General features: G+C 45.9%; 20 protein-coding genes. 10 read left to right on the top strand and 10 right to left on the bottom strand.

All coding sequences use genetic code 11. The features are described 5' to 3' along the window. Position 1: 1 nt before the first annotated feature. The 8 genes from BQ7480_RS11990 to BQ7480_RS17940 all read right to left on the bottom strand — a co-directional run bounded on the left by BQ7480_RS11990 (position 2) and on the right by BQ7480_RS17940 (position 7,179). A complete protein-coding gene (locus tag BQ7480_RS11990; protein ID WP_072543050.1) occupies positions 2–1,036 on the bottom strand; it encodes a Clp protease ClpP in 1,035 nt (344 codons plus the stop codon). A 57-nt stretch (positions 1,037–1,093) separates the two neighbouring features. After that, positions 1,094–1,510 (bottom strand): hypothetical protein, encoded by a 417-nt coding sequence (locus BQ7480_RS11985; protein WP_072543049.1) that lies wholly within the window; start codon positions 1,508–1,510, stop codon positions 1,094–1,096. Between the two features lie 57 nt (positions 1,511–1,567). Next, positions 1,568–2,050: a hypothetical protein gene (locus BQ7480_RS11980; protein WP_072543048.1), complete on the bottom strand. Its 483-nt coding sequence runs from the start codon at positions 2,048–2,050 to the stop codon at positions 1,568–1,570. A gap of 453 nt (positions 2,051–2,503) precedes the next feature. Beyond that, positions 2,504–5,704, bottom strand: coding sequence for a DNA primase (gene dnaG, locus BQ7480_RS11975; RefSeq protein WP_072543047.1), 3,201 nt, complete (start codon positions 5,702–5,704; stop codon positions 2,504–2,506). A gap of 61 nt (positions 5,705–5,765) precedes the next feature. Further along, positions 5,766–5,996, bottom strand: a complete 231-nt coding sequence (locus tag BQ7480_RS11970; RefSeq protein ID WP_139255769.1) for a hypothetical protein — start codon at positions 5,994–5,996, stop codon at positions 5,766–5,768. Between the two features lie 288 nt (positions 5,997–6,284). After that, a complete protein-coding gene (locus tag BQ7480_RS11960) occupies positions 6,285–6,476 on the bottom strand; it encodes a hypothetical protein (RefSeq protein WP_072543044.1) in 192 nt (63 codons plus the stop codon). Further along, a complete protein-coding gene (locus BQ7480_RS11955) occupies positions 6,473–6,811 on the bottom strand; it encodes a hypothetical protein (protein ID WP_072543043.1) in 339 nt (112 codons plus the stop codon). Before BQ7480_RS11955 ends, BQ7480_RS11960 begins: the two co-directional genes overlap by 4 nt. 26 nt (positions 6,812–6,837) lie before the next feature. Then, entirely contained in the window at positions 6,838–7,179 is a 342-nt protein-coding gene (locus BQ7480_RS17940; RefSeq protein ID WP_161946434.1) for a response regulator transcription factor, read from the bottom strand. A 533-nt stretch (positions 7,180–7,712) separates the two neighbouring features. On the opposite strand from BQ7480_RS17940, the gene BQ7480_RS11945 reads away from it, so the two are divergent. Together BQ7480_RS11945 and BQ7480_RS11940 are read left to right on the top strand one after the other, a co-directional pair. Beyond that, on the top strand, positions 7,713–8,063 hold the full coding sequence (locus tag BQ7480_RS11945) for a helix-turn-helix domain-containing protein (RefSeq protein ID WP_072543041.1): 351 nt from the start codon (positions 7,713–7,715) through the stop codon (positions 8,061–8,063). Positions 8,064–8,070: 7 nt separating this feature from the next. Then, positions 8,071–8,649, top strand: coding sequence for a helix-turn-helix domain-containing protein (locus BQ7480_RS11940; RefSeq protein WP_072543040.1), 579 nt, complete (start codon positions 8,071–8,073; stop codon positions 8,647–8,649). Between the two features lie 227 nt (positions 8,650–8,876). Here BQ7480_RS11940 and BQ7480_RS11935 read toward each other — a convergent pair whose 3' ends face one another. Beyond that, complete coding sequence (locus BQ7480_RS11935; RefSeq protein ID WP_072543039.1) at positions 8,877–9,896, bottom strand: branched-chain amino acid aminotransferase; 1,020 nt, start codon at positions 9,894–9,896, stop codon at positions 8,877–8,879. Between the two features lie 423 nt (positions 9,897–10,319). Between BQ7480_RS11935 and BQ7480_RS11930 the strand changes: the two genes are divergently transcribed. From BQ7480_RS11930 to BQ7480_RS11915, 4 genes are all read left to right on the top strand, one after another. Next, the gene (locus BQ7480_RS11930; RefSeq protein ID WP_235816681.1) at positions 10,320–12,086 is read left to right on the top strand and encodes a helix-turn-helix domain-containing protein; all 1,767 of its coding nucleotides are present in this window, start codon (positions 10,320–10,322) and stop codon (positions 12,084–12,086) included. Between the two features lie 161 nt (positions 12,087–12,247). Next, positions 12,248–15,502 carry a SusC/RagA family TonB-linked outer membrane protein gene (locus BQ7480_RS11925; protein ID WP_072543038.1) on the top strand — a complete coding sequence of 1,085 codons (3,255 nt, stop codon included), beginning with the start codon at positions 12,248–12,250 and terminating at the stop codon, positions 15,500–15,502. A gap of 25 nt (positions 15,503–15,527) precedes the next feature. Next, on the top strand, positions 15,528–16,943 hold the full coding sequence (locus BQ7480_RS11920; protein WP_072544014.1) for a RagB/SusD family nutrient uptake outer membrane protein: 1,416 nt from the start codon (positions 15,528–15,530) through the stop codon (positions 16,941–16,943). A gap of 9 nt (positions 16,944–16,952) precedes the next feature. Then, a complete protein-coding gene (locus BQ7480_RS11915; RefSeq protein WP_072543037.1) occupies positions 16,953–18,128 on the top strand; it encodes a TlpA disulfide reductase family protein in 1,176 nt (391 codons plus the stop codon). 234 nt (positions 18,129–18,362) lie between these two features. Here the strand turns inward: BQ7480_RS11915 and purL are convergent, their stop codons facing one another. Then, entirely contained in the window at positions 18,363–22,070 is a 3,708-nt protein-coding gene (gene purL, locus BQ7480_RS11910; protein ID WP_072543036.1) for a phosphoribosylformylglycinamidine synthase, read from the bottom strand. A gap of 189 nt (positions 22,071–22,259) precedes the next feature. On the opposite strand from purL, the gene BQ7480_RS11905 reads away from it, so the two are divergent. The 4 genes from BQ7480_RS11905 to rfbD all read left to right on the top strand — a co-directional run bounded on the left by BQ7480_RS11905 (position 22,260) and on the right by rfbD (position 25,930). Then, positions 22,260–23,570 carry an anaerobic C4-dicarboxylate transporter family protein gene (locus BQ7480_RS11905; protein WP_072543035.1) on the top strand — a complete coding sequence of 437 codons (1,311 nt, stop codon included), beginning with the start codon at positions 22,260–22,262 and terminating at the stop codon, positions 23,568–23,570. Between the two features lie 274 nt (positions 23,571–23,844). After that, a complete protein-coding gene (locus tag BQ7480_RS11900; RefSeq protein ID WP_072543034.1) occupies positions 23,845–24,504 on the top strand; it encodes a LysE family translocator in 660 nt (219 codons plus the stop codon). A 6-nt stretch (positions 24,505–24,510) separates the two neighbouring features. Beyond that, positions 24,511–25,056 (top strand): DUF4924 family protein, encoded by a 546-nt coding sequence (locus BQ7480_RS11895; protein WP_072543033.1) that lies wholly within the window; start codon positions 24,511–24,513, stop codon positions 25,054–25,056. A 16-nt stretch (positions 25,057–25,072) separates the two neighbouring features. Beyond that, positions 25,073–25,930, top strand: a complete 858-nt coding sequence (gene rfbD / locus BQ7480_RS11890) for a dTDP-4-dehydrorhamnose reductase (RefSeq protein WP_072543032.1) — start codon at positions 25,073–25,075, stop codon at positions 25,928–25,930.

Genomic DNA, 25,930 nt, shown 5'->3' with positions numbered 1-25,930 from the left:
CTTATAACAAATCTTTTACGTCGTTAAACAATTCTTTAGCAGTGTTTAGTTTTGCAATGTCGTCATCCTCACCTTCATCACCATTGATGTGTGTGGTTTCCTCACCATCATTTTTTTGCAGGTTTTCATTCTGCTTCTTCAGATCGGAAATCTGATTGTCTTTATCAGAAGATTCCTGCTCCAGATGGGCGATGTGGTCATTGAGGGCCTTGACCTGATCTTCGGTAAGCATCACCTTACCATCTTTGTCAACTTCCACACCCTCGATTTTCAAGATGGAATTGACTTTCTGATAATCCTTTTTCATTTGTGTTGTTGAATGATTGAGTGGTTTATTTTGTGCCTGTGGAGTATCCGGCTGGTGTCCCTTGAAGAATTTGTTCACGAAATTGTTGAACCAACTGGGTGCGGTTTCTGCTTCCGGACTTTCGGTCTTGTCCTCCATCGCAGGCAAAGCCGGAAGATGGAACATGTTGAAACGGGTCTTCATGGCATCGTCGAAGTTCAGTTTTGAACCTTCTTCTACGATTTCATCAATGAATCCGTATTCAAGTGCTTCTTGTGCAGTAAGCCAGCGGCCCTCTTTTAAAATAGGAAGAATGTCATCTACCTTTTTCTTGCACTTGTTGGCGTAGAGATTGGCCAATACCAAATCCATCTTATCATTCTCCAGCTTGTTAGCCTTCAGATCATCAATGAGCTGTTGAATCTGGTCGGCATTGTAATTACCCCAGGCATCCACCCAGTTTGACACCTTATGAATAAGGTAGAATGCATATCTGGACATGCAGGTTTTCTTGGCACCGGTAGCCAGGATGGTAGCCGCGCTGGCTACGTATCCATACAGGTAGCAAGTCACGTTGCCGTGATCAAGAAACTGCTGCCGGATGTCGAGCGCATCGTCCACCGAGCCACCGAGGGACGATACACGCACATTGACAGGCTTGTTTTTCAAACCTGACATCTGGCTTCGGATATAGTTCTTTGAATATCCCCAAGGACCGATGTGTGAATCAATACTAATACTATAATCCATGTTGTCGAAAATTAGTCTACGCAATATTATACCTTATATATATTGCATAAAAAGACTCTAATCTAATATGGCAAGCATTGGAATAGGGGAGGTCAGGGTTACTGTGACGGTAACACCTGCCCGTCCACTGGCTGCGGACGGAAAAGTCTCTTCGTTTTGTATGACGGGGTAAGGTTTTTCGGATGAACCAATCAGGAACTGGGAGCCGGTGACGGTTGTTACCTTGAAGCAGAACTTTTTGGCACCAGGTAGCAGCTTCTTTGACCGGAACATGGTGAGTTTGGTGGTGAAAATGCGTTGTTTGTTCTCGATTTTGTCGGAAATCTCGACTGAACTCAGCCCGATGGTCGAAATTGGGCTGAATTGCTGGTAGACATTCAGCCATACTCCCCGGTCGGCTATGATGTCTGAATGCTGAAGGTGATAGGCCTCGATGCATTCTACTTTTCTAATGTTCTGAATCAGATGTACCATGATTTTTGTTATTGGATTATGTGTGTTCGGTGTTGTTTGGGTTTGTACAAAAACGGCCTACTCATCCGAGTGTTTTCTGGTTAAAGAACCTAAAAAGATACCTCTCCGGCTATAACTGGTCCTCATACGGTAGTATTTCTGTCTGACAGTCTCCGAATAGTCGTCATCGATGCCGTGCATTTCACACCAGGCAGCGATGGTCTTGTTCAGGCCGCAATCGCGCTTAGTCAGGTCGCTCATCTCATTCCAGAGGTTCGCCCGGAACAGGTCTTCGATGGTCTCCTTTACAGCTGCCTTGGCTTTTTTGCCCAGGTAGTTATAATATTGCGGCGGTTTGGCTTTGCTGTCGGGAATGACGATGGCTGTCAATTCGTCTTCTGCCATTTCCGGCTGAACTTCCGGTGGTCTTTTCCGGAGGAACCGGCGGATGACAGCATTCTCATTACTCTGCGGTGGAAATACCACCGGATTTCCCAGGCTATTGTGAAGCCATTGCTTTAAATAAGGCTCCAGTTTGATATAAAACACAATGTGGCTCATAATGAATTGATTATTTATTATAAATATAATATATATATTACTTTTTAGATAAATAAATTTGTCATTAATCTGCTCCAAAAGCAAAAAGTATATTTCCAGATATGACATACTTTTTGCCTTCTACGCCTTCTACACTTTCTACAGAAAATAAAATATACTGGTAATCAATAGTTTATAATTTTATAAGGCTTCTACAATTGTAGAAATTATGTAGAAAATGAAGTAATTTGTAGAAGGTTTTAACAAAAACAGCATTTTGTAGAATTTTGTAGAAGGTTTGTAGAATGTATGTAGAATATATAAATATCTCATTATTAACATTGTAGAAGGTGTAGAAAGTGTAGAAGCCTTTTTCACCCCATTTGAAAAAGGGTGAGTACTGCTCCGGGCATATAAAAAAGACGCAGCGTCCTCACGACGCCACGCCTTTCTACAACTCTAAAACCATTTTTATTACTCATCTAAATCATCACTTGTGGTCTCATTGCCTTCCACCTCTACCTCGAGGTTAATATTATAAGTATCCTTAATCATCTTGTAATCGAAACACAGGGCAATGTCCGGTGTCGAGGTCTTTTTGTAGGATATTCCTCCAGTGGGAGTCGTTTCTATTTTCTGAACTTCCACACCACGCTGTATGTTTTTGAACCGGACTGAGTTCTTTTTACCCATGTATTCCTTGGAGTTCTCCAGGTAGTACACCAGCGAGCCTTCCGGAAGAATTGAATCGCCAACTTGCTTGCCGAACTTTTTATACAGCATGAAGATGCGGTTCTTGCGCATCATCAGGATGGCCTTGGGTTCCTGGTACTGCTGCTCGATCTTTATCAGGTTGCTTTTGAACTTATTGACATATTCTATACGGTAGTCACCTTCGATAAATATCTCACCATCCTGCTGCAGATAAGATACCACATTCCAAAAGTTGGCCAGTTCATTGTTGCTTTTACATTCTGCGTTCTGACGGACTATGCCATCCAGTGTAACCTTGCAAATATCCTGGTATGAAAACGGCAAGTCAAGTACACCCTCGAGCGTTCTGAAGGCTGCCAGCGGTATGATCCAGTTACGCAAGATTCGGTCTTCCACTTTCTCCGCCCCCAGTCCTTCAATAATGTCTGACAAACAGGAATGAAAGTTGCTGACGAACTGTTGCTCCATCTTGGCCCGATGACGCAATATCTGAAGGGTCAGGTGTGACAGGCCTCGTTTGCGAATGTCTACCAGTTCGCTGTATCGTTTCTTTTCCGCATCGGTAAATTCTGATTTGGAAAACGTCAGGAATATAAGTCTACTGAAGAGAGCTATATCAGCTGTTGCCATCTCCTGTCCGGAAAGGATGACTCCTGAGTCAACGGCTGTTATCTCACGCTTCTTGTCTCTGTCCATGTTGATACGGCTGCGCCCGGCTCCATCCCATAAACCTTTCAAGTATTCGCGTTTGTCGATGTCAATGTTATTTTTAAACTCATCAATATGTACCAGGGCGTTTGAACATTGTGCTACCAGCTCGGCCAGTGCCGGGATAGTGGCATTCTGAATGTTGGGAGGTGTGTTGTCGATAATGAACAAGGACATCAGGCTGTGACCGAGCTCTGACTTTCCTGAACCTTTCGGCCCGAACAGGTTCAGGATGGGGAAGCTCTTGGTATAACCGGTAATCACATCGCGGAACAATGTGGCCAGGAGGAAGCAGATACCCACTTTTGCATTATCTCCGAAAACTCCTACCAGCTTGGAAAAGTAGTCTCTCATGGAGATGCCGGAGTAGTTCAGGTGGACAAATCGTCGTTCGAACTGGAACAGCTTGTCATCGTCCCGGTAAATCAGACTGGAGGCCGGAAGGTAGTAGTTTCCTTTATCGCCCAGGCGAACGATGCCATAATCATCTACCGGGTGCCATTCGGTGTCAAATACTCCATTGCCGAACGCATAGAATCCTTTACGCTGCCACCCTAACTGGGTAATCTCCACTGCGGTTTCCGTCTGTTCATAGAGATACATCTTCAGGCGTGTCATTTCTTTTTCGGTAGCCAGCCAGATATAGTTACCCAGTCCTTCGACCTTCTGTTTGAACTTTGATAACGACACCAGGTCTTCCTGCTTCATCTCCACGATTTCCTCCTGGCGGTTCTGGTTCTTGATGCGGTACAGTCGTTTGGGGTTAAGAGAGTCCTTGATGTGAAACATCGGTTGCATCACGAAGTTTGACCACTGATATTCTTTCCCGTCGTTGGTCGAGTAATAACAGTTGTTGGACTCAAAGAACCCATATTTGGCCAGCAAATCCCGGTTGATGGTCTGTGTCTTGTCTGCCCTGGATTCGGAAATTTTCTTCTTTTCACGGTTGATGGCCGTCAGCCAAAGATTCTTATGGTTATAGATTTTCTTCAGCTGCTCCAGGTACATTTGTTCTGTGACTTCATCGCCAACCATGGCCACCATCTGGGCAATCTTGGATACGGCTGAACTTTTGTCTTCGGTGGAACCGTCAGCCTTGAAGGCATATCCGGCATACCAAGTGATGAAATCTACTTCGTCAAGGTCTTTGAACTTGGTACGGCTGGTGCAGTAAGAGTCCGGATCATTTTTCGTATTTCCTTCACCACAGGGAATCTCCTTTACGGATACGGAGAAACCGCACTCCATAGCCAGTTGGCCGGACTTGATGACGGCTGCTATTCCGGTACCGTATTGTTCGCCTGGTTTGATGGCGTCCGCGTCCGGAAGAAAGCAAAGGGAAGTGGCATACCTTTTAATCTGGTAGAACTGTTTCTTTGTCCAGGCAGCACCCAGTGAGGCAATGGTGTTGTTTATTCCGATGGATTGCAGGCGCATTACATCGGGGGCACCTTCCACACAATAAAACTTTTCTTCTTTGGCAGCCTGTCTGATGGCGTTGTCAATACCGAATATGCTGTCGGACTTGTCATATATATCGCTTTGGCAAGAATTGAGGTATTTGGGAGTGCCATCCACTTCGCTCATGTCGCGGGCAGTCCACCCGATGATGTTCCGGAACCGGTCGCGGATGGGTATCATGATACGGTCACGATAGAAATCATAGTACCCGTCACCCTCCTTGCGCTTCCGGATCAGTCCGCACTCTACCATCAGGTCGGCAGAGTATCCGGCCTTGATGGCTGCGTCTGCAAAAGCGGACCAGGAAGGAAGTGCATAACCGATACCCTGCTCCTGAGGATATTGCTCACCCCATCTCTGTTTGATTTTGGCCCGTGCGGCGTCAGCTTCTGTTTTTTGCAGGTTCGCAAGAAAGTATTGAGCCGCAAATTCATTTATTGCGAACATGGACGCACGTTTGCGAATTGCCTTTAGCTCTTCCGGATTTTTCTCTTCTTTCTTGTCTTCTATATCGATACCGTATTTGTCGGCCAGCCAGTGACATGCCTCTGGGAAGTTCATGTTATTTATTTTCTCCACAAACTTAATGACGTTGCCACCTTCTTTGCAAGCACCGAAGCAGTACCATAAGCCGCGTGCCTGGTCTACCATGAAGGAAGGGGTGTCTTCCTGATGGAACGGACAGCATGCCTTGTATCTGACTCCGGACCGTTGCAGCTGGACAAATTGTCCTACTACGTCTACTATGTCGGCACGGTCAAGAATCTTTTCTATGTCTGAGTTGGAAATCATGTTTTAGAGTGTTTTGGATACCGGCAAATATCAGGCATTTGCCGGCTTTATAAAAGATAGATTAGAAGTGTATGTCGTGGTCACGCAGACGGGTATTGTTGTTGATGTTGTAACAACGTCCATAGCCATCCCATCGGACTCGTTTTCGTCTGGGGGTATTTTTTGAGATACCGTTGTTCAACGATTTTCGGCATATTATGATGTAACCGGTCACCTTACGTACCAGCATGTCAGAAGTGTAATAGACGTGCTCAATTTGTTTTGTATGGAAGACGGATTCCCATTCTTCCATTTTGTGTAATTTCATGTTTCCCATAATACCACTGTCTAATCTGCATAATAATTTTTATTTTTTTTCCTGAAATCTGATTTTATAAGTGCCAACACATCTTCTTAATTCAGAATCGAGATTTAAATATTTAATTGACACAAACATTTGAAGACATCGTATTGATTCTTGATTCCCTCCATAGTTCTTGCATAGTCTAATATATTTCCTAGCATGAAACTTTTGCATCCTTCTACGTTTAATCAGGTGCAGTTTATTGAGTTTTACTATATCTTTTTTTCTTGTCATAATTCAATATTCTTTTAAGGTTATATGTACATCCACAAAGCAACCACCGAGGCCGGATAATGCGGTCGGTCGTGTATAAGTAACCGTGACAAGGGTTTGTCCCATGAATGTTTCTATCTTGTCTATAATTGCTTCCATTGGCTCTCCTAAGCCTGTGGCTTCGGCAGAAACCATGACCAAATCTCCTTCTTTCATATGTGACCTCCTTGTTCTCCCATGTTTGGTTTTAATCGATTTGGGTCTCTCAGTTTTTTGCTCAAATCTATCAGTCCTTTCAGGTCGTGTACAAGAGTATCCAATTCATTGTATCTTTGCTCAACATTATATAAGATTGTCTGCTGACGTGTAGTGGCTTCTCCGATTTCTTGTATGCTCAGGTATTTCTTATATCTTTTCTTTGTTTTAGCCAGTTCTTTTTCCAATGCCTTTGTTATTATCTCACCGGCAAGGTCCATTTCTTCTAATGTAAATCCTATGTATTTGTTAAGAAGCATTGGAGATTTTAGGTTGGGTGAAGTGACGTATTCCATAATTTTATTTTCTACTAATCAATATTTTACTTATTCATATTGTTGTACCAGGAGATTATCTGGGTAGTATTTTTGAGGTTTAGTTTTACCTTAATTGCCTGTATGGTATTGTGTACCGTATGGATTGAGATATATAATCTGTCTGATACTTCTTGCGGGGTCAGTCCTTCGGCTAGTGCAGCTGCTATTTGTAGCTGTCTTACGGTAAGGGCTGATGTACGTTTGGGATTGCATATCACATTCTCATACTGACAGTCACCGGAACCTCTCAGAGGACAATGTACTTGCTCGATATTGATATTCCCGTCGATAAAATCTATCTTTTGGGTATCCAGTTCTCCACAATTACATCGTATGAAGCGATTCACTATTCTGAATTTTTGGTATCTGGAATTTTTGCTTGACTTGGAATAGCATTGTTCAAGTGCGCGGTACGCATCGGAATAACACTCTCGTATGGTATCAAGCAATTCATCCACTACTTCCCGGCTGGATTCTGATAGCCGAGTCGTATAGTTGCCGTCATCACACATTACATAGCCTGATGGCGTGTTGTAGAACTCAACTTGATTTCTCATTTTCTTGAATAAACCTCTCTATCGCTTCGCGTTCAAGTTTGGTCCATGAATTGTTTCTCATCTTGTAGAAGAAAGAAGGGTAGGATATTCCGCACAATTCAATCACATCTTGAATGAACTTACTTTTCACTTTACCCGATAGAGATAAATAATAGTTAGATATTACCATTTCTGTTACTTTTTAGATGATTATATTATTTGCTATTGATTTAATTATTAATTTTATAGTGCAAACTTAAAGATTTATTGATAATAATCAAAGTATTGTTTATTGTATATTCAATATTTATTGATATTTAGAATGACTAAAAATTAAATAATATATGCTTGTACCTCAAAGAATAGTTGAATTAATAGAGAGCAACAGATTGACTAAGAAGGGTTTCTGTGAAAAGGTTGGTATATCTGTGCAAACTCTAGAAAACGTTTTAAAAGGCTCAGATATAGGTTCAAAGAGATTAGAAAAGATAGCATTATTTTTCGGAGTATCAATAGATTACTTCTTTGATAATGAGAAAATGCCTCATTCAAGTATAGGTCATAGTGTAAATGGTAATGGAAATCTAGTTTCAGGAGATATAAGATTGAACGAGTGTCAAAGGGAAATTGAACATCTTAAAGAATTGTTGTCTGAAAAGGAACGTACAATACAAATTCTATTAAATAAGAATTAAAGCAAGTATGTTCAAAGGATATATCATAGAACAATTAATACGAGAGAGGAAGGTTAAGAAAGCTGATGTTTATCGTTATGCTGATATACAAAAAGCCACTCTTGATAATATAATAAAAGGAACAAACGTTCCTAACTGCAATACATTAGAGAAGATTGCTGATTTTTTCAATGCATCTATAGATATATTTTTTGAAAGAGATAAAAATGATAATACAATGTATAATGGTAATGTTATCAAACAATTATTGTTAGATAAGAAGGTTACAAACAAGGAACTTTTAAGATACCTTGGTACTGAAGCCAATGCTTCTTTGGCTCAGATTGTCAACGGGAATCCCACCGTGAAACGTCTGGAGAAAGTGGCGGATTTTTTCGGGGTGTCGATGGACGTGTTCTTTGAACGGGAGAAACCTTTCAAGGCTTATCCATCAGCTCATGGAGATAATGAGCAGCAGTACAAAGAAAAAATCGAATTGCTGGAGCGTCTGCTTGAAGAGAAAGATAAAAGAATTCTACTCTTAGAGCAAATGAATCAGCTGGTTAACTCCACTGAAAGTCGGACGGATTTGGGACAAACAATATAAAATAATCACATAATTCGAAAACGTAACAGCTTGAATATCAAGATGGGGAAGGAGGGAGAAAGTTTCCATAGAGTTCGAGCCTCTCTTCCCGTGCCAAAGGCTACAACTTGAAAAAGTTGTGGCTTTTTTTGTGCTTTGAATAATTCTTGAGTCAATGTAAAAACAAAAGGTCCGAAACTATGTGAGAGAAGTTTCGGACCTTTTGTGTATTTTGTCTGCGTGATTGTTTAATCCAGCACTGTTACCCATCCGTATGGGTCAGCTTCGTCTCCATATTGGATAGCGCGCAGCTTGTGGTACAGTTTCTCACTGATAGGACCTGGTTTTCCATCTTTAGCAATTACGTAAGATTTGTGATTCTCCAAGTCATCAATGCGTTCGATAGGACTGATAACGGCGGCTGTGCCACAGGCACCGGCTTCCTCAAAAGTGGTCAGTTCTTCTTCTGGAATCGGACGGCGTTCTACTTTCAATCCCATGTCTTCAGCCAGCTGCATCAAGCTGCGGTTAGTGATGGAAGGCAGAATAGAAGTAGACAACGGAGTGATGTAAGTGTTGTTTTTGATACCAAAGAAGTTGGCGGCACCACATTCGTCAATATATTTCTTTTCCTTGGCATCCAGATAGAACTCACTGGCATATCCGGCATCGTGTGCGATTTTGTTGGCACGGAGGCTGGCTGCATAGTTACCGCCTACCTTGTATGTACCGGTTCCCAGTGGAGCAGCACGGTCATATTGGCGGATGATGACATACGGATTCGTAGCAAACCCACCTTTGAAGTAAGGGCCTACCGGAGTCACAAATATGACGAAAAGGTATTCATTGGCTGGATGTACACCCACTTGTGCACCTGTACCAATCAGCAGCGGACGGATATAAAGAGAAGCACCGCTTTCGTATGGCGGAATGAAGCGTTCATTGGCTTTTACTACTTTCTTTACAGCTTCACAGAATGTTTCGGTCGGGAGTTCCGGCATCAGAATGCCGCGGCAAGTACTCTGCAAACGCTCGGCATTGGCTTCCGGGCGGAAGATACGGATTTTACCGTCTTTTCCCCGATAGGCTTTCAACCCTTCAAAGGCTTCTTGTCCATAGTGCAGGCAAGTGGCAGCCATGTGAATGTTCAGTGTTTCTTCTGAGCAGAGTTCAAGCTCTCCCCATTTTCCGTCGCGGTAATAGCAACGTACATTGTAATCTGTCTTCATGTATCCGAAGGATAGATTCGACCAGTCTATTTCTTTCATGGTTATCTATTTTTATAAGTTTTTTGAATGTCTTTATAAACTAGCAAGCAAAAGTACGGTTTATATTTACAAATTCCAATTTAAAACCTTTCTTTTTTGACATAAATAAAGAGAATATCACGATACCTCCTCTTTTTGAAAAAGAAAAACTTGGTTTTAAAGAGGTATGTGGCTGTAACCCGGTGTTTTGGGCAAATAAACAGGGAAGAGCAGAAGAGATTAATTCTGTGTCTCCTCTGTTTTTTTCAGTTTATCATCGGTGTAAAAATAAAGTTTTTCGTAAGTTTGCATGGAATAAAATAATATCTAAATTCGGCAAATGGAATTTGGATTTGTTTATATAGTATCAAAATGCGACAGAAGTCGTTTTTTATTTTGTAAAAATGTCATTTTGAAAGGAAGTAAATTCGGATGAATCTGCAAGTGAAACATATATTATTTATTTTCTTGTTTTTATGCATGCATGTGCGGGCTTTTGCACAGGAAACTATTCTTCCTGCCATTCAACAGCAGGAACAGATATTGAAGTGCCATCCTGAAGATACAAAGGCTTTAAAAGAATTGTGTTTCCTTTATTTATATAAGTCTGATTATCGGAAAGCGATTGAATACGGGGAGAAGCTTTTCCAACTGGGGTATAAAAAACAAGACTATAAGTTCAGTATCCTTTACGCCCATATCGGGTTGGGGCAGGCATACGTCATGCTGGGGGATACCTCGGCGATAAACCATCTGGGACAGGCCATGTTGTTGGCTAAGAGTGAGAAGAATGATTCCGCCCTGTGTTCTGCGTATAATGGGATGGGACTTTATACCAGCAACATCCATAAAGATTACTATTCTGCCTTGCACTACTTCTTTGAAGGGATAGAAGCGGCACACCGGTGTCACTATAAAGAACTGGAAGCTATTCTGCTCGGGAATATTTCGAGTATTTATTTTTTGAAAGAAGATCCGGCGGGGCTAACTTATTCGTTGCAGACCTATGAGATGGGGCACGAACAGAATTCGGCCTACCTTATCTTTATTGGGGCTTTGAATGCCTCGTACATGTATTATCTGTTGCATGACTATGACAAGGCTTTGCCCTACATAAAGGAGGCGGAGTTTATCATGAAGCAGAACGAGTATTACAATCAGGGAAATGTGTATGCCATCTATGGGATGATTGAGTTTGCCAAAGGCAACCGGCAACAGGCCATAGAATACTATAAGAAAGGATTGGCCTTGAATGACATGAACCAGACCTCGTATAAGGTGTTGTTGCTGAATGAATACGCTATAGCTCTGGCTGAGGAGGGGAAGAATCAGCAGGCCATCGACTTGTTGTTCAAGGCGTTGTCGTTCACCAAAGAAGAGAATTGTGAGATTTATCGGAACAGGGTGATTAATACCTTGTCGGTCTGCTATGAGAATATGGGACAGTATGTCGAGGCATTGGCGTGGCAGCGTAAACTTCAGCAGGAGACCGACAGTATTTTCAATACGGACAAAGAAAAGGTGCTGAGTGAGCTGCGTATCAAGTATGATACGGAACATCAGGCAAATGAAATTCGGAAAAACAAGCTGATTCTGTTGCAAAAAGAGAAAAAGGAGCAGGCTCTCGTGGGGATTCTGGTCCTTGTACTGTCGGTGGTTTTTGCCTTATGGTATCGTTACAAGCGGCAGAACCAGCTGTACACTAGTATTGTCCGTCAGCATCAGGAGGCGATTCGGAAGGAGCAGCAGTTGAAAGAGGTCATTTCCTCACTTCGGAGGCAACAACAGGAAGCGTCTGCTGCACCGGTGTCTTCTGTGGGGGAGAAATATGCGGCTTCTTCGTTGACAAACGAAAAGAAGAACTCCTTGTTCCAGCGTTTGGAAAAATTGATGCAGGAAGAAGAGGTTTATAAAGAAAATCTGCTGACTAAGGAGCGGGTAGCCGACTTGTTGGGGACGAACCGGACATATCTGTCACAAGTCATCAATGAGCAGACACAGCAGAATTTCACACAATATGTCAATAATTACCGGATTAATGAGGCCATCCGTCTGCTGAGCGACCCGGAAACTGACATTCCGCTCAAAGCTGTGGCCTCGGAAGTCGGTTTTAATTCCATGAGTACGTTCTATAAGATATTCCAGAATACAGTGGGTATTCCTCCCAAACAGTACCGTAACAAGGTGATGTCGATGCATAAAAATGCTTGAAAGTCTCTTTCTCTAACAAAATGTTATTCAAATGCGGCAATTGTCGAATTTGGATACGCGTTTAATATCAATGTTATATCTTTTTTTTACATTTTTGCACATAGGAGATTTGCAAAGAATGTAGGAAGACATCAGTTCATAACTTCAAAAAAGATATAAGTATGGGAAAAAACGTATTGCACGACATTCGGCTCAAAATGAGCTTTCTGCTATTGTGTGCTATGCTGGCTTTGTCCGCATTTCCGGCTTATGCCCAGCATGAGCGCACCATTCATGGCATTGTAGTGGATGAAAACAAGGAGCCGCTTCCTGCTGCACATGTAAGGCAGGTCAATGAGGACCCGAAAGGTTCCATTGCTGCTGTAATCACAGACATGCAGGGGCATTTTACGCTGACACTTCCGCGGGGTACGAAGGAGATAGAGGCTTCTTATTTAGGGTACAAATCTCAGCGTGTACAGCTGACTTCAGACAATGATTATTACATAGCCCTTCAACCTTCGACTGAATTGCTTGATGAGGTGGTAGTGACCGGTTATCAGACTATCTCGAAGGAGCGTGCTACCGGGGCATTCTCAAAGGTGGATGCCCAGAAGTTGGAGACGCAGCGTCTCAGTGACATGGGTTCCGTATTGGAGGGGCGTGTGGCTGGATACAGCGACGGGAAAATCCGAGGAGTGACTTCCATGAACGGGCTGACTACTCCGTTGTATGTGATTGATGGTTTTCCTGTGGAAAAAACCACGAACGACGGGTATGGAAACTGGGTGGAAAGCGTGCCCGACCTGAATATGGAGGACATCGAAAGCATAACGGTCCTGAAAGATGCGGCGGCTACTTCTATTTATGGAGCACGTGCGGCCAACGGTGTGGTGGTGATTACGACCAAGCGGGCCAAAAAGGACGAACTGAATGTGTCTTTCTCTGCTACACTTACCGTACAGCCTTACGCTACGTATGCGGATAAATATCTGGCTGGTTCGGCCACAATGGTGGAACTGGAAAGGGAATGGGCTGTCCAGAATCCTCATCTGAGTGGGGCCGATGCACAAAGTTATGCACAGACGGTACTCGATAACATGTCTTATCCTACACAAGGTATCCGTAACATCCTGAATTATTATGCGGGGCATATTTCAAAGGAGCAGATGGAAAGCAACCTGGCAGGGCTGGCATCTCAGGGATATCGTTATTATCGGGACGTGGAGAAGTATGGTAAGCGTAATCCTTTTTCCCAGCAGTATAACTTGAATATCGGGAAGGGAACGGAAAAGAATACGTTTAATGCCTCTGTTTCTTATCGTAACAATCAGCTGGAGGATAAATTTTCTGAAAACAGAACCATCGGCATCAATTTGCAGAACTCTACGAAAATGACTTCTTGGCTGACACTGGATGTAGGGACGTATCTGAACTACGGTAAAGGTACTACACAGTCTTACAGCCTTCTCTCACCGGGATATACTTATATGCCATACGATGGACTGGTAAACGGTGATGGTACGTATTACACCAATACAGAAGCCGACCGTTATAGCGTATATGACTTGAACCTGCTGCACAATAACGGATTGTATAATCTGGATATCACACCGCTGGATGAGATGAAGATGAATCAGACCAAAAATCAGGATTTCAGCAACCGTACGTTTGCCCGTCTGACGTTCAGGTTTACCGACTGGTTGAAATATACGGCTTCTTTCCAGTACGAATATGCGGAATACAAGACTGAACAGCTGAAGAGCAAGGATTCGTACGAGGTGCGCAATAAGGTCAACACCTTCTCTATTTCCAACAATGATGGGACATCGACGTTTGCTCTGCCGTATGGAAACATCTTTTTCACTTCTGCCAATACGACGCATGCGTATAATTTTCGTCAGCAGCTGGACTTCAGCAAGACTTTTGCCGAGGTACACGATGTGACCATGATTTTGGGTACGGAAACCCGGGAAAATAAATTGGATTACAATGACCGCACGCTGTATAATTACGACCCTCAATTGCTGACTTACAGTTTGGTTGACGCGGGGCAGTTGAGCAATTTCCGCGGACAATGGGGGTATGGCTCTTTTGGACAGCAGGATATGTCCTACATCCGTGAACTGGTAAACCGGTATGTGTCTGTATATAGCAATGCAGCTTACACTTACGATGGGAAATATATGGTGAGCGGAAGTATCCGCTGGGATAAGACCAACCTGTTTTCTACGGGTTCCAAGTACCAGAAGCGTCCTATCTGGTCGGTGGGTGCCGGATGGAACATCAGCCAGGAAAAGTTTTTCCAGGTGCCGTGGGTGAATATGCTGAAGTTGCGTGCCAGCTACGGTATCGGAGGTAATATTGCCAAAGATTCGGCTCCTTACATGATTGCGTATTATAATACCAATAATCAGGTGGGAGGTATTCAGGGTACCATTTCCAGCCGTCCGAATCCGAACCTGCGTTGGGAAAAGACTACGACGCTGAATATCGGTGTGGACTTTGCCTTGCTGGGCAACCGGTTGAACGGTTCACTGGAATTTTACAACAAGCTGGGCACGGATTTGCTGGCCAATACCAATGGAGTGTCTACGGAAGGATGGGGATACAGCACCTATTCCATCAATAACGGAAAAATGACAAACCGGGGATTTGAACTGACCTTGTCGGGGGATATCATCCGGAATAATGATTGGAACTGGAATGTGAGCGGAGTGTTAGGCTACAACAAGAATAAGGTGACTTATATCAATGTGGAGGCACCGGTGTCATATCTGGTGATTGATTATCCGACGGCTTATCCGCGTGTGGGAAATCCGTATAATGCGATTTACGGATACCAATGGGCTGGATTAAGTGAGACGGGTACTCCGCAGGTGTACGATGCCAAAGGAAACTTGTACACAGACATGACTCCTACCGAAATTGAAGATTTGGTTTATTTGGGAACTACCGTACCGGTTTACAATGGTTCTGTCAACACGAATCTGCGCTGGAAGAACTGGGAACTGGCAGCTCAGTTCTTATTTGAAGGTGGACACAAGATGCGGAATACCAATGTGGCTTTCATTGGTTCTGGCATGAGTCCGGTAAGCAAAGACATCGAAAATCGCTGGCGGGAACCGGGGGATGAGGCCTATACCAATGTGCCGCGTTATATTTCGGCAGAGAGTGAGCTTTATAACTATAACTATGAGAGTATGTATGCTTATTCTTCCATCAATGTGCTGGATGCCACCAACTGGCGGCTGAGAAACCTGTCGTTGACGTATCGCATTCCGGTCAGTGTGTGCCACAAACTGTATGTAAAGAATGCGCGCATTATGTTGGGTATGGAAAACGTGTTTATGGTGGCCAAGAGCAGCAATGCCAAATACTTGCTGGGCGGTTATGCCAGACCTAACTACTTGTGCGGTGTGTATCTGAATTTCTAACCTCGATTTTTATAGTATGAAACGTATGAATAAGATATTATATTTGGGGGCTGCGCTGGTTTGCCTGTTGCTCAGCTCATGCAATGATTATTTGAATATAGCGCCGAAAGGGAACAAGATTCCTACCACGCTGGCCGATTTTGAGGCTTTGCTGCGCGACCAGTATACTATCGGCCGGACTCCTGTGACCAATGCGTTGTATCTGCTGAATGATGTATATCTGACCAATTCGCAGGTGAACACGCCGAGCTTGAGCCGTGCCAACTATATGTGGGACGAATCGGCCGACCGTATTGTGCTGAATAACTCCGATGAGGGAACTTACTACGTGCTTTATGGAGCCATCTCCAGCTGTAATCTGATTGTAGAGAATGTGCCTACGGCCACTGAGGCGACAGATGCCGAGCGGAACGAGGTGATGGCGTATGCCAAGGTGATACGTGCGCTTTGCTACGATGTGCTGGTCAATTATTATGCCGATACGTACGATGCGGCAACGGCTGCCCAAAAGCGCAGTGTACCCCTAATTACCAGTGCGGAGATTGATGCGCCTTACACGCAGGTTTCCATTCAGGATATGTATGACTTCATTATCCAAGATGTAAAGGAGGCCATTGAGATGGGATTGCCGGCCCAGTCCATGACAGCCATTCATCCTGACTTGGGGGCAGGTTATGCATTGTTGGCCCGTGTGTACTTGCAGATGCAGAATTACAGTGAGGCTTTGCGTTATGCCAACCTGGCTCTGGCACAGAATGACCAGCTTTACGACTGGAACGCATTTTATGAAGAGCATAAGGCTGCAATTGATGATCCGGACAATTATGACAAGATTGCCACCCCTATGCAATACGATTATGTGGAGAACTATTACCTGCGCTTTGGGGAACAATCAGTGTACGATAGTTACGAAAAGAATATTCCGGTGGAAAGAGCGGCACGTTTCGAGGAAGGGGATGCCCGTTTTCTGTCGCGCTGGAAGTTGAAGACGGATAATAATGATACGTATTACAAGGCATTGGAGTCGGGCTATTTCAATCATGGGGGACTGACCACCTGTGAGGTGTATCTCATCAAGGCGGAGTGCCAGGCACGGCTGGCTGAAGGCAGCGATTATTCCGAAGCGATGAATACACTGAATACCGTACGGATTACCCGTATCCGTCCTGAGGTTTATCGTCCGGCTGAGGCTTCTACATTGGAGGAGGCGCTGTCGCAGATTCGCCGCACCAAGGACAATGAACTGATTTTCTCTATCGTGCCTTTTGCGGATGCCCGCCGTTATAATCTGGAAGGTACGTATGCCCGGACGCTGACCAAGACTTATGAGGGGAAGGAGTATACCTTGAGCCCGACATCTCATTTGTGGACCATGCCTTTCCCGGCCGGGGCACTCAATAATCCCGGAAACGGAACAATCGAACAAAACGTCACTAAATAAAATCGAATTATGAAAACGAAGAATTTCTTTTGTATGGCCACTATGGGGTTGATGGCGATGGCATGTACCAGCCAGCCTGCGGTAGATGGTTATGTGTTGAAAGGTAATATTGAAGGTTTGCCCGACGGTACACATGTGCAACTGGTGCCGGTCAGCCATGACAGTGAGCTGCCTTTTGCCGATACGACGGTGGTCAACGGACAGTTTGTATTTACAGGAAAAATGGAAGAGCCGAGAGCTTTCCATCTGTTGGTGAAAGATGCGTATGGTTCGCGTAATCTTATGTTGGAAAATGCCCAGATGGAGGTTACGGGAAAGCTGGTGGCCAAGAAGGAATCTGACGGGGGAGTTTCCTATAATCTTTCTTCTTTGACGGTAAAGGGCTCTCCGCTGAGTGCGCGTTATGATTCGTTGCTGTCTGCGCGGACGTATCTGGACTCGTTGTATGCGCTTAATGGCCGTAAATTTGCCGCCTTCGACAGCCTGATGATGGCGGCTTATCAGGTCAAAGATCAGGCGAAGATTCAGGAACTGCGGCAGAGCGAGGAGGGTAAGGCCAGAGCAGCTGCCGATAAGGAATTTTTTACTACGGTAGACTCATTGTATCATCAGGTAGTCATGGCCAACAAGGATTCTTTCTGGGGACCTTTGATGATGATTTCGTTTACCAGCTACCTGAGTGAGGACATGAAACCGTGGTATGAAGCACTTTCTCCTGCGGCCAAACAGTCTTATTACGGGCAGAAGGTGAAAGAGGAGCTTTATCCGGCAGGAAAGGAAGGAACGAAGGTTCCCGATTTCAAGGTGAAAGACAAAACCGGAAAGGAAGTGTCGCTTTCTGCATTACGTCAGGGCAAGAAGTATGTGCTGATTGATTTCTGGGCTTCCTGGTGCAACCCGTGCCGGAAAGAAATCCCGAACCTGAAGAAACTGTATGCGCAATATAGCGGAAAAGGTTTTGAGATTGTGAGCATTTCCATCGATCAGAAGAAAGCCGACTGGGAAAAGGCCTTGAAGGAAGAAGGACTGACTTGGCCGAATTTCCTGGACGAAACAGGAGTAGCCGCACTTTATAAGGTGAAATTCGTACCGACCATGTATCTGATTACAGCCGATGGAGTAATGGTGGGTGAGAACCTGCGCGGTGAGGCTTTGGCTACGAAATTGAAAGAGCTTTTTCAGTAAATGTTGAATAAAGCAAGAATCTGATACGGAAATCCTGTAAGGGATTCCGAATACGGACGGTGCATGAATCTGAGCAGTCGGATTTGTGCACCGTTTTTTTATGGAATGAATGAAGAAATCCATTCGGGTGTAGAGAGGAGGGGGATTCCTGACTTCGGTCGGGAGAAAGGATATAAAAATGGAGGTACACTTCAAGCGCACCTCCATTTTGTATCATGTTCCGGTAGTTCCGGGTTATTTCTTGCGGTTGGCTTCCACCCACTTGCGGGCATTGACGAAGGCTTCCATCCACGGAGTAATCTGGTCTTCGTTCTTGCGGTCGAGTGGATAGTAGGCATTTTCCCACGGGAAGCAGGCACGTTCCAAGTGAGGCATCATAGCCAGATGACGTCCGTCCTGGCTGGCAATACCGGCCACGCTGTAGTCTGAACCGTTCGGGTTGCCTGGGTATTCGTCGTAAGAATACTTCAGTACTACGTTGTAGTGGTCTTCCGGATAAGGCAATGAGAACTTACCTTCTCCGTGAGCCACCCAGATACCCAGTTTGGAGCCGCTCAGTGAACCGAACATCACACTGCGGTTCATCGGTACGGTCACGCCCAGGAAGGCAGATTCAAACTTGTGGGAATCGTTATGCAGCATCTTTCCTTTCTTCTTGTCTTCCGGAGTAATCAGTCCCAGTTCCATCATCAGCTGGCAGCCGTTGCAGACACCCAGTGAGAGTGTATCCTCGCGGGCATAGAAGTTGTCGAGGGCTGCTTTGGCTTTCGGGTTGAACAGGAAGCTTCCGGCCCATCCTTTGGCAGAGCCCAGTACGTCGGAGTTGGAGAATCCACCACAGTAAACTACCATATTGATGTCTTCCAGTGTCTCACGTCCGCTGACCAGGTCGGTCATGGTCACGTCTTTCACGTCGAAGCCAGCCAGATACAGCATGTAAGCCATTTCACGTTCACCGTTGGTTCCCTTTTCACGAATGATGGCTGCCTTGATGCCGCTCGGTGTACGGCGGTTCGGGTCGAGTCCGAACTGTGACAGCTTGCCGGTGAACGACTTGTCGAATACGAATTCCAGCGGCTGCTGCTTGTAGTTTTCGAAACGTTTCTTGGCACAGCCGTTCATGCTCTGCTTGCGGTCGAGCAGGTAAGAAGTAGAATACCATACATCGCGCAAGTAGTCGATGCCGAACTGATAAGTCGCATCGTGGAAGGTAGCCAGGATGTGACGTTCTTCGGTCGGCACACCAATCTTCACGTAACCCACACCGGCGTCTTCCAGGATCTTCTTGACTTCTGCCTTGTGCTTGTCGGCTACCTGAATTACTACACCCGGATTTTCAGCAAACAGAATCTTCACGATGTCATCGCACTTAATCTTGTCGAGGTTGATTTCCATACCGCCGTCCACGTTGGCAAAGCACATTTCCAGCAGGGTTGTAATCAGACCACCGGCAGAGATATCGTGTCCGGCCAGAATCAATCCCTTGTTGACCAGTTCCTGGATGGCCATGAAGGCATCGCGGAAGTATTCCGGGTTCTGTACGGTCGGCACGTCGTCGCCCACCTTGTTGAGTGACTGTGCGAAGGCAGAACCACCCAGACGAAGCTGGTCGAAGCTGAAGTCGATATGATAGAAGGTTGATTTCGGTTTGTTGACCATGATCGGAGAAACCACTTTCTTGATGTCGGAAACTTCACCACCGGCAGAAACGATGACGGTTCCCGGGCTGATGATTTTTTCTCCGTTCGGATATTTCTGTGTCATGGACAGGGAGTCCTTACCGGTCGGTACGTTGATTTGCAGTTCGCAGCAGAAATCAGACAACGCTTTCACAGCCTTGTACAGACGGGCATCCTCTCCTTCCTGTGAGCGGCAAGGCCACATCCAGTTGGCTGATAAAGAAATGCTGTCCATGCCGTCGGCCAGCGGAGCCCATACCAGGTTGGTCAGTGCTTCCGATACAGCCAGTACGGAACCTGCTTCCGGATTGGCCAAGGCAGCCTGCGGAGCGTGTCCAAGTGCAGTAGCGATACCTTTCTCGCCACGGTAGTCGAGGGCTACCACGCCGCAGTCGCTCAACGGCAACTGCAATTCGCCCTGGCACTGCTGGCGGGCAATCTTACCTGTGACGGAACGGTCTACCTTGTTGGTCAGCCAATCCTTGCAGGCTACGGCTTCCAGCTGCAGCACACGGCGCAAATATTCATTCAGTTTGGTCACATCGTAAGAAACGTTTTCATAGTGACGTTCCACACTCTTGTCTACCATATAAGTTTTCGGAGAAGAACCGAACATCTGGTCTACGGCCAAGTCGAACGGACGCACGCCGTCAGCCTGTTCGAAGGCAAAGCGATGGTCGCCGGTCGTTTCACCCACCACGTACATCGGGGCACGTTCGCGTTCCGCAATCTTGCGTACATGTTCGATGGCCTCGTCTTCAATCAGCAAGCCCATACGTTCCTGTGATTCGTTGGCGATGATTTCCTTGGCCGACAAGGTTTCGTCGCCGATAGGAAGCTTGTCCATGTGAATCAGACCACCGCAGTCTTCCACCAGCTCAGACAGACAGTTCACGTGTCCGGCAGAACCGTGGTCGTGGATAGACACAATCGGGTTCACATCTTCCTCGCACAAGGCACGTACTACGTTGTAGGCACGTTTCTGCATTTCGGCGTTGGCACGCTGGATGGCGTTCAGCTCGATGCCAGAAGAGTAACGTCCGGTATCTACAGAAGAAACGGAACCACCTCCCAGACCGATGCGGTAGTTGTCACCACCGAGTACGACAATTTCATCTCCAGCTTCCGGGGTGCCTTTCAGGCAGTCACGCTGTGTACCGTAACCTACACCTCCTGCCAGCATGATGACTTTGTCGTAAGCATATTTTTCGTTGTTCTCTTCGTGTTCAAAAGTCAGTACAGAACCACAAATCAGCGGCTGTCCGAACTTGTTACCGAAATCGGAAGCACCGTTGGAAGCCTTGATCAGAATCTGTTCCGGAGTCTGGTATAACCATTTACGCACCGGCAGGATGTTTTCCCAGTCGCGTCCTTCGTCCGTACGTGGATAAGAGGTCATGTACACGGCAGTTCCGGCAATCGGCCAGGAACCTTTACCACCACCCATACGGTCGCGGATTTCGCCACCGGTACCGGTAGACGCTCCGTTGAACGGTTCTACGGTAGTCGGGAAGTTGTGAGTTTCCGCTTTCAGTGAGATGACGGTCTTGATATCTTTGATAATGAAATAGTCAGAAGTAGAGTGGTCGGCCGGAGCGAATTGTTCTACCACCGGACCTTCGGCGAAGGCCACATTGTCTTTGTAGGCCGAGATAATCTTGTTGGGGTTTTCCTGAGTGGTTTTCTTGATCATCTGGAACAGAGAAGATTCCATTTCCTGTCCGTCGATGATGAATGTACCGCCGAAGATTTTGTGGCGGCAGTGCTCTGAGTTAATCTGTGCGAAGCCGAATACTTCCGAGTCGGTCAGCTTGCGTCCCAGGTCTTTTTCCACCTTCAGCAGATAGTCCATTTCTTCGCGTGACAGCGCCAGACCTTCCTTTTCGTTGTATTCTTCCAGGTTTTCGATGTATATGATAGGCTGCGGTTTGATGTCCACCGTGAAAATGTCCTGATTCAGTCCGTGGTACATACGTTGCAGCATCGGGTCATGGTCGGCGTTCTCATCCTTTACCGGGAAATATTCCTCGATACGGCGGATGCCCGTGAGGCCCATGTTTTGGGTGATTTCTACTGCATTTGTACTCCAGGGGGTAATCATTTCACGACGTGGACCGATGAACCATCCTTTCAGGTTGTCTTCATTTTCCACAGTAGCGTCGCTGTAAAGCCAGCATAGTTTCTTGACGTCTTCAGCATTCAGCTCCTGATTGCATTTTGTGGCAATCACACTGTTTGTGGGTGTTCTGAAAAATAGAATCATAGCACTTGTATGTTATAATGAATATTCAATGCGCTTTTAAAAGTGGTACAAAGGTAGGGAAAATCCTCGGAATAAACGAAAAAAATAGAAGTAATGTTATCGCTTGTAGGGTGGAAGGACTGTGTTGTTTTCACATTCCGCGGAATATGCCTATCTTTGCACCTCAAATCAAAAAACTGTTTCTATTTTATGTGGTTACAATTACTGTTTGTCTTGTTGGCCATTGTGGTCGGTGCACGGGTTGGGGGCATTGGATTGGGTGTGTTCGGAGGCCTCGGTCTGGCTGTTCTTACGTTTGTGTTCGGTCTGGAACCGACCGCTCCTCCTATTGATGTGATGCTGATGATTGTGGCCGTGATTGCAGCGGCGGGTTGCATGCAGGCTGCCGGAGGATTGGATTTGATGGTGAAATGGGCGGAGAAAATCTTGCGCCGCCATCCTCAGCGTATCACTTTGCTGAGTCCCTTGGTGACTTACCTCTTTACCTTTTTTGCCGGGACGGGGCATGTGGCTTATTCCGTGCTCCCGGTCATTGCCGAAGTGGCCCGTGAGACGGGTATCCGTCCGGAACGTCCGATGGGGATTGCCGTCATCGCCTCCCAGCAGGCTATTACGGCCAGTCCTATTTCCGCGGCCACGGTCGCTCTTTTGAGTATGCTGGCCGGATACGACATTACTTTGTTTGATATACTGAAGATTTCCATCCCCTGCACCTTGGTGGGGGTATTAGCTGGCGCGCTGTATTCCATGCGGGTGGGCAAGGAACTGGAGGATGATCCTGTCTATCAGGCCCGTTTGAAGTCGGGGGAACTTTCGGGCGCGAATTATTGTACGGCCGAGGTACTCCATCCCGGCAAGGCGCTGACTTCTGTTTTGTTATTTCTGGCTGCCACGGTGGGTATTGTGCTGTTTGGCTCCATCGATGGCCTCCGCCCGTCGTTTCAAACTTCCGAAGGTGTGGTAATGATGCAGATGGCGCACATCATAGAAGTGCTCATGTTGTCGGTAGCCGCATTGATTCTGCTGCTGACCGGCACCAGTGGCATGAAGGCAGCCAAGAGTTCGGTCTTCAATGCGGGCATGCAGGCAGTGGTGGCTATCTTCGGCATTGCCTGGATGGGCGATACTTTCATCTCGGGCAACATTGCGGTGATAAAGGATGGAATCTTCGGCATGGTGACCGATATGCCCTGGCTTTTCGGAGTGGCTCTGTTCGTCATGTCTATCCTGTTGTTCAGTCAGGCAGCTACCATTCGTGCCTTGCTTCCTTTAGGTATGGCGTTGGGCATTTCGCCCTACATGCTGATTGCTCTTTTCCCGGCAGTAAACGGATATTTCTTTATCCCGAACTATCCGACGGTGGTGGCCGCCATCAATTTCGATACTACGGGCACGACCCGTATCGGGAAGTATGTGCTCAACCATTCGTTTATGATGCCGGGACTGATTTCCACTTTTGTGGCCGTAGGGTTGGGCATTCTGGCGGTACTTTTCGTGTAATGCGCATGCGAAAATAAAAGTATAAGGATGTGATGCGGGAAACGGACTCATCCATTCTATGTTTTCTTTGTGTGAACCGTATGTTTCTCTGCCGGAAAACGTATGTTTCTCAGTCGGGAAACGTAGGGTTCCGCCTTGGAAGACGTAAAAAAGAATTAAAGGCTGATAATTTATCGCTTTGAGCTTTTCCCGATTTGTTCTTTTTCTGCTATACATGTAATGATAATCGCATAAAAATGTAGGTACTTTCGTAAAAAAGTAGCATCTTTGCAGTATGAATTGGATTGAACAGGTTACTATACTTGATTTGTTGCTGAAAGGATTGATTATCGGAATCGTGGTTTCTGCTCCTTTGGGCCCGGTCGGTGTGCTCTGTATCCAGCGTACGCTGAATAAGGGGCGCTGGTATGGCTTTGTCACGGGAATAGGAGCGGCGTTGAGCGATATATGTTATGCGTTGATAACCGGATACGGAATGAGTTTCATGGATGAACTGATTCTGAAACATCATATTTTCCTGCAAGTGGTGGGAAGTATCATGTTGCTGGCATTTGGTATTTATACGTTTCGTAGCAATCCGGTGAAGTCCCTTCGTCCGGCTTCGGGCACGAGGGGTACATACTTGCATAATTTCGTGACGGCTTTTTTTGTCACCCTGTCCAATCCGCTCATCATTTTCCTGTTCATCGGTCTGTTTGCCCGTTTCTCGTTTGTCATGCCGGGCAGTCCCATCGGCTTTCAGCTGGTAGGCTATCTGGCCATCATTACAGGGGCATTGGGCTGGTGGTTCAGCATTACGTATTTCGTTAATAAGGTGCGTTCGCGATTTAATTTGCGCGGCATCTGGGTGCTCAACCGCATCATCGGTGTCGTGGTCATGATAGCGGCGGTGGTAGGAATCGTCCTGGCCATTGCCGGCAAATCTTTTTCTTGATAGAATATGTATATTTCTCAGCAACTTAAAAAAAAGAATATTGCCGAATACCTGTTGTATATGTGGCAGGTGGAGGATTTGATTCGGGCCAATGGCTGCGATATGGGGAAAATCCGGAAGAACATCATTGAGCCTTATCCGGCTACGGACGAGCAGAAGCTGGAGCTGGCCCGTTGGTATGAAGACCTGATTAATATGATGCAGCAGGAGGGAGTGATGGAAAAGGGTCATCTGCAGATTAACAAGAATGTCATTGTCTGGCTGACCGACCTGCATTTGCGTCTGTTGCGTTCACCTAAATTCCCGTATTACACGGCGGCTTATTACAAGGTATTGCCTTTTATCGTTGAGCTGCGAGCCAAAGGGGGCGACAAGGACGTGCCCGAGCTGGAGACTTGCTTTGACGCCATGTATGGGGTGCTGATGCTGAAATTGCAGAAAAAGGAAATCAGCGAAGGAACGGCCAAGGCAGTGAAAGCCATCAGTGATTTGCTGGCTATGCTGGCCGGCTATTATATAAAGGATAAGGAAGGCGATTTGGACTTGGATTAAAACACATATACTGAAAATGAAAAAGATATTGGTGACGGGAGCCAACGGACAGCTGGGTAATGAAATGCGTCTGCTGGCGAAAGAGCACAAAGATTTTGAGTATTTTTTTACCGATGTGGCGGAACTCGACATCTGCGATGAAAAGGCCGTTATGGACTTTGTTTCGGCGCATCAGATTGACGGAATTGTGAATTGTGCGGCTTACACGGCGGTCGATAAGGCGGAGGACAATGTGGAACTCTGCGACAAACTGAATCGTGTAGCGCCGGGTTATCTGGCCAAGGCGGTGCAGAGCCGCGGCGGTTGGCTGGTGCAAGTGTCTACGGACTATGTGTTCGACGGAACCGCTCACATCCCTTATCGGGAAGAAGACACTCCTTGTCCGAATTCCGTGTACGGCTCTACCAAATTGGGAGGAGAACAGGAGGCCTTGAAGTATTGCCCGAATACGATGATTATCCGTACGGCATGGCTGTATTCTAGCTTCGGCAACAATTTTGTAAAGACAATGATTCGGCTGGGGAAGGAGAAAGAGACGCTGGGCGTCATTTTCGACCAGATTGGAACACCGACGTATGCACGCGATTTGGCTCAGGCTATCTTTGTGGCATTGGAGAAGGGGATTGTGCCCGGTATTTATCATTTCAGCAACGAAGGGGTTTGTTCCTGGTATGATTTTACCAAAGCCATTCACCGGTTGGCAGGTATTACCCGTTGTCACGTGTTGCCGCTTCACACGGAAGATTATCCAGCCAAGGCTTGTCGTCCGCACTATTCCGTGCTCGACAAGACGAAGCTGAAGAAGACCTACGGAGTGGAGGTGCCCTACTGGATGGACAGTCTGGCAGAATGTATTGAAAAATTAAAACAATAA

The organism is Bacteroides mediterraneensis (assembly GCF_900128455.1).
Taxonomy (GTDB): Bacteria; Bacteroidota; Bacteroidia; order Bacteroidales; family Bacteroidaceae; genus Phocaeicola; species Phocaeicola mediterraneensis.
This window is presented reverse-complemented; position numbering and strand designations above follow the sequence as displayed.

What these genes read in the sequence shown, in the direction of transcription:
- BQ7480_RS11990 (WP_072543050.1), bottom strand. Translation starts at nt 1,036, where the DNA reads ATGGATTATAGTATTAGTATTGATTCACACATCGGTCCTTGGGGATAT.
- BQ7480_RS11985 (WP_072543049.1), bottom strand. Translation starts at nt 1,510, where the DNA reads ATGGTACATCTGATTCAGAACATTAGAAAAGTAGAATGCATCGAGGCC.
- BQ7480_RS11980 (WP_072543048.1), bottom strand. Translation starts at nt 2,050, where the DNA reads ATGAGCCACATTGTGTTTTATATCAAACTGGAGCCTTATTTAAAGCAA.
- dnaG (WP_072543047.1), bottom strand. Translation starts at nt 5,704, where the DNA reads ATGATTTCCAACTCAGACATAGAAAAGATTCTTGACCGTGCCGACATA.
- BQ7480_RS11970 (WP_139255769.1), bottom strand. Translation starts at nt 5,996, where the DNA reads ATGGAAGAATGGGAATCCGTCTTCCATACAAAACAAATTGAGCACGTC.
- BQ7480_RS11960 (WP_072543044.1), bottom strand. Translation starts at nt 6,476, where the DNA reads ATGAAAGAAGGAGATTTGGTCATGGTTTCTGCCGAAGCCACAGGCTTA.
- BQ7480_RS11955 (WP_072543043.1), bottom strand. Translation starts at nt 6,811, where the DNA reads ATGGAATACGTCACTTCACCCAACCTAAAATCTCCAATGCTTCTTAAC.
- BQ7480_RS11945 (WP_072543041.1), top strand. Translation starts at nt 7,713, where the DNA reads ATGCTTGTACCTCAAAGAATAGTTGAATTAATAGAGAGCAACAGATTG.
- BQ7480_RS11940 (WP_072543040.1), top strand. Translation starts at nt 8,071, where the DNA reads ATGTTCAAAGGATATATCATAGAACAATTAATACGAGAGAGGAAGGTT.
- BQ7480_RS11935 (WP_072543039.1), bottom strand. Translation starts at nt 9,896, where the DNA reads ATGAAAGAAATAGACTGGTCGAATCTATCCTTCGGATACATGAAGACA.
- BQ7480_RS11925 (WP_072543038.1), top strand. Translation starts at nt 12,248, where the DNA reads ATGGGAAAAAACGTATTGCACGACATTCGGCTCAAAATGAGCTTTCTG.
- BQ7480_RS11920 (WP_072544014.1), top strand. Translation starts at nt 15,528, where the DNA reads ATGAATAAGATATTATATTTGGGGGCTGCGCTGGTTTGCCTGTTGCTC.
- BQ7480_RS11915 (WP_072543037.1), top strand. Translation starts at nt 16,953, where the DNA reads ATGAAAACGAAGAATTTCTTTTGTATGGCCACTATGGGGTTGATGGCG.
- purL (WP_072543036.1), bottom strand. Translation starts at nt 22,070, where the DNA reads ATGATTCTATTTTTCAGAACACCCACAAACAGTGTGATTGCCACAAAA.
- BQ7480_RS11905 (WP_072543035.1), top strand. Translation starts at nt 22,260, where the DNA reads ATGTGGTTACAATTACTGTTTGTCTTGTTGGCCATTGTGGTCGGTGCA.
- BQ7480_RS11900 (WP_072543034.1), top strand. Translation starts at nt 23,845, where the DNA reads ATGAATTGGATTGAACAGGTTACTATACTTGATTTGTTGCTGAAAGGA.
- BQ7480_RS11895 (WP_072543033.1), top strand. Translation starts at nt 24,511, where the DNA reads ATGTATATTTCTCAGCAACTTAAAAAAAAGAATATTGCCGAATACCTG.
- rfbD (WP_072543032.1), top strand. Translation starts at nt 25,073, where the DNA reads ATGAAAAAGATATTGGTGACGGGAGCCAACGGACAGCTGGGTAATGAA.